We start from the raw sequence: 2,984 nt of genomic DNA, 5'->3' as shown, positions 1-2,984 counted from the left end.
CTGTTCAAGTACGTGGACGATCCTCAGACGGCGTGGGAGCACATCCTGCGGTTTTACGACTTGAAGGGCTGACCGCCAGCGCGCGGGCCCCTCTCCAGAAACGCCGAGGAACCGGCTTCGCCGGGCCTCAGGCGTTGTCCCCCTTTAGGGGGAAGCCGCGTCAGCGGTGCAGGGGGTTACTCCTGCCCCCAGCCGCCGCCCAGTGCCTTGTACAGGTTCACCTGGTTCTGCTGCTGCGCCAGCCGGGTCTGCGCCAACGCCTGCTGGGTTGCGAACAGCGAGCGCTGTGCGTCCAGCACGTCCAGGAAACTCGCCACACCGTTGCGGTAGCGCAGCTCGGCCAGACGGAAACGCTCCGCCTCGGCCGTGGCCTGCACCTGCTGGGCGCTGAGCTGATCGCCCAGCGTCGCGCTGCCAGCCAGCGCGTCGGCGACTTCGCGGAAGGCGGTCTGGATCGCCTTTTCATACTGGGCCACCGCGAGGTCGCGACCGGCGTTGGACGAGTCCAGGTTGGCGCGGTTGCGCCCCGCATCGAAGATCGGCAGCAAAGCCTGTGGCGCCATGGTGAAGCCCCAGGACCCGTCCTTGAACAGGCCCGAGAGGCTGCTGCTGGCGGTGCCCGCCGTCGCGGTGAGCGAGATGCGCGGGAAGAACGCGGCGCGCGCGGCCCCGATGTTGGCGTTGGCGGCGATCAGCTGCTGCTCGGCCTGGCGGATGTCCGGGCGGCGCGTGAGCAGGTCCGATGGCAGGCCGGCGGGCACGTCGCGCAGCATGGGCGCGGCGGGCGCGGGCGCGGTCGGCACCGCCACGTCGTTGGCGTTGGCACTGCGCGCCGGCGCGGCCGGTGGCACGGGCAGCAGCTCGGCCGGCGGTGCCTGGCCCACCAGCAGCGTGAGGGCGTTGATGTCCAGCGCGCGCAGGCGGCGCTGCTGCGCCAGCGCGGACTGGGCCGCGGCGGTCAGAGATTCGGCCTGGCGCAAGTCCAGTGCGGAGGTGGCGCCATTGTCGAATCGCAGCTTGCTCAGGCGCAGCGAATCCTCGCGCGTGGCCACGGTGCGCTCGGTCAGCACCAGCAGCTCGTCGTTGGCCTGCAGGCTCAGCCAGGTGCTGGCCACGGCCGCCACCAGGCTGGTCTGCGCGGCACGGCGTGCTTCCTCGCTCGCCAGGTACTGGGCCAGGGCCGCTTCCTTCAGGGCGCCGAGGCGGCCGAAGAAATCGATCTCCCAGCTGCTCAGGGCCAGGCCCACGCTGTAGACGCTGGTGATGCCACCGTTGCCATCGGGCTGGCGGTTGCCGGTGGCGGCCAGACCGATGGTCGGGAACTGGTCGGCACGGCGGATCTGGTACTGCGCGCGCACTTGCTCGATGTTGAGGGTCGCCACGCGCAGGTCGCGGTTGTTCTTCAGCGCCAGCGCGATCAGCTCGCGCAAGCGGGCATCACCAATGAACTCGCGCCAGGCGATGTCCGCGCCCGTCTTCGCATTCGCTGCCGCAGCGGGCTGCGGGCCGGGGAACTGCGAGGCCACGGGTGCTTCAGGTCGCTCGTATTTCGGAATGAACGAACAGGCGGACAGCGCGGCAGCGGCCAGCAGCGTCAAGCCGATGGCGCGCCAGCGCCGAGGCGAGGCATCCTGAGCGTCAGCGAAACGGGCTTCGCCAGGCCGCACGATGCGCCCCCCTGGGGGGGTGGCGCCGAAGGCGACGCGGGGGGGATTCTGAAAGTCAAACATCGATTTGCGCTCCTGGGCCATGGTGGGCAGCGGCCTGTTCGGCGTCCCGCTGGTGCTGGCGCTCGCTGCCCTTGAACAGGGTGCGCACCACCACAAAGAAGATGGGCACGAAGATCACCGCCAGCACCGTGCCGGTGAGCATGCCGCCGATCACGCCGGTGCCGATGGCGCGCTGGCTGGCCGAACCGGCACCCGAGGCGAGCGCCAGCGGCAACACGCCGAGCGTGAAGGCCATCGAGGTCATGATGATGGGGCGGAACCGGATGTGGGCCGCTTCCAGCGCCGCCGCGATCACGCTCTTGCCCTGGGCCTGCAGATCCTTGGCGAACTCGATGATCAGAATGGCGTTCTTCGCAGACAGCCCGATGATGGTGATGAGCCCCACCTGGAAGTACACGTCGTTCGAGTAGTCGCGCATCAAGGTCGCCAGCAGCACGCCGAGCACGCCCAGCGGCACCACCAGGATCACCGACAGCGGAATGGTCCAGCTCTCGTACAGCGCGGCCAGGCAGAGGAACACCGCCAGGATGGCGAAGGCGTACAGGATGATGGCCTGCGAGCCGGCGAGCTTTTCCTCGCGGGTCTGGCCGGTCCATTCGTAGCCGATGCCTTGCGGCAACTGGGCCGCGAGCTTCTCCATCTCGGCAATGGCCGCACCAGTGCTCATGCCGGGGGCGGCGCTGCCGCTGATGCGCACGGACGGGTAGCCGTTGTAGCGCACGGTCTGCATCGGTCCGGTGATCCATTTCGTGGTGGCGAAGGCCGACAGCGGCACGGCCTGGCCCTTGTTGTTGACCACGGTCAGGCGCAGCAGGTCTTCAGGCTGCATGCGGGCAGGCGCGTCGGCCTGCACCACCACGCGTTGCAGGCGCCCGGCGTTGGGGAAGTCGTTGACGTAGCTCGAACCGAGCGAGGTGCCGATGGCCGCGTTGATCACGTCAAAGCCCACGCCCAGGGCGTTGGCCTTGTCGCGGTCGATGTCGATCTGCAGCTGCGGGGCGTCTTCCAGGCCGTCAGGGCGCACCTGGGTGAGCACCTTGCTCTGCGAAGCCATGCCCAGCAGCTGGTTGCGCGCGCTCATCAGGGCATCGCGGCCCAGGCCGCCACGGTCCTGCAGGCGGAAGCTGAAACCCGAGGAGGCCCCCAGCTCCGGAATCGGCGGCGGGCTCAGCGGGTAGATGAAGGCGTCGCGGATGCCCGAGAGCGCGCCGAAGGCACGCCCGGCCAGCGCCTCGGCCGAACTGCCCGGCGCCG

Annotated in this window: 2 protein-coding genes; both read right to left on the bottom strand. The window is 69.5% G+C overall.

What is annotated here, in order from left to right:
* Positions 1–176: 176 nt before the first annotated feature.
* Positions 177–1,730, bottom strand: coding sequence for an efflux transporter outer membrane subunit (locus KIT86_RS24790; RefSeq protein ID WP_297403365.1), 1,554 nt, complete (start codon positions 1,728–1,730; stop codon positions 177–179).
* A partial coding sequence (locus tag KIT86_RS24785; protein ID WP_297403363.1) for an efflux RND transporter permease subunit occupies positions 1,723–2,984 on the bottom strand: 1,262 nt, incomplete at its 5' end. The genes KIT86_RS24785 and KIT86_RS24790, both read right to left, overlap by 8 nt.

The sequence above is a fragment of the Hydrogenophaga sp. genome (assembly GCF_026125825.1).
Classification (GTDB): Bacteria; Pseudomonadota; Gammaproteobacteria; order Burkholderiales; family Burkholderiaceae_C; genus Hydrogenophaga.
Note: the sequence above shows the minus strand (reverse complement) of the source record. Positions and strands in the feature narration are given on the sequence as shown.

Bases quoted from the DNA above. Each gene is read 5' to 3' on its own strand.
- KIT86_RS24790 (WP_297403365.1), bottom strand. From the start codon at position 1,730: ATGTTTGACTTTCAGAATCCCCCCCGCGTCGCCTTCGGCGCCACCCCC.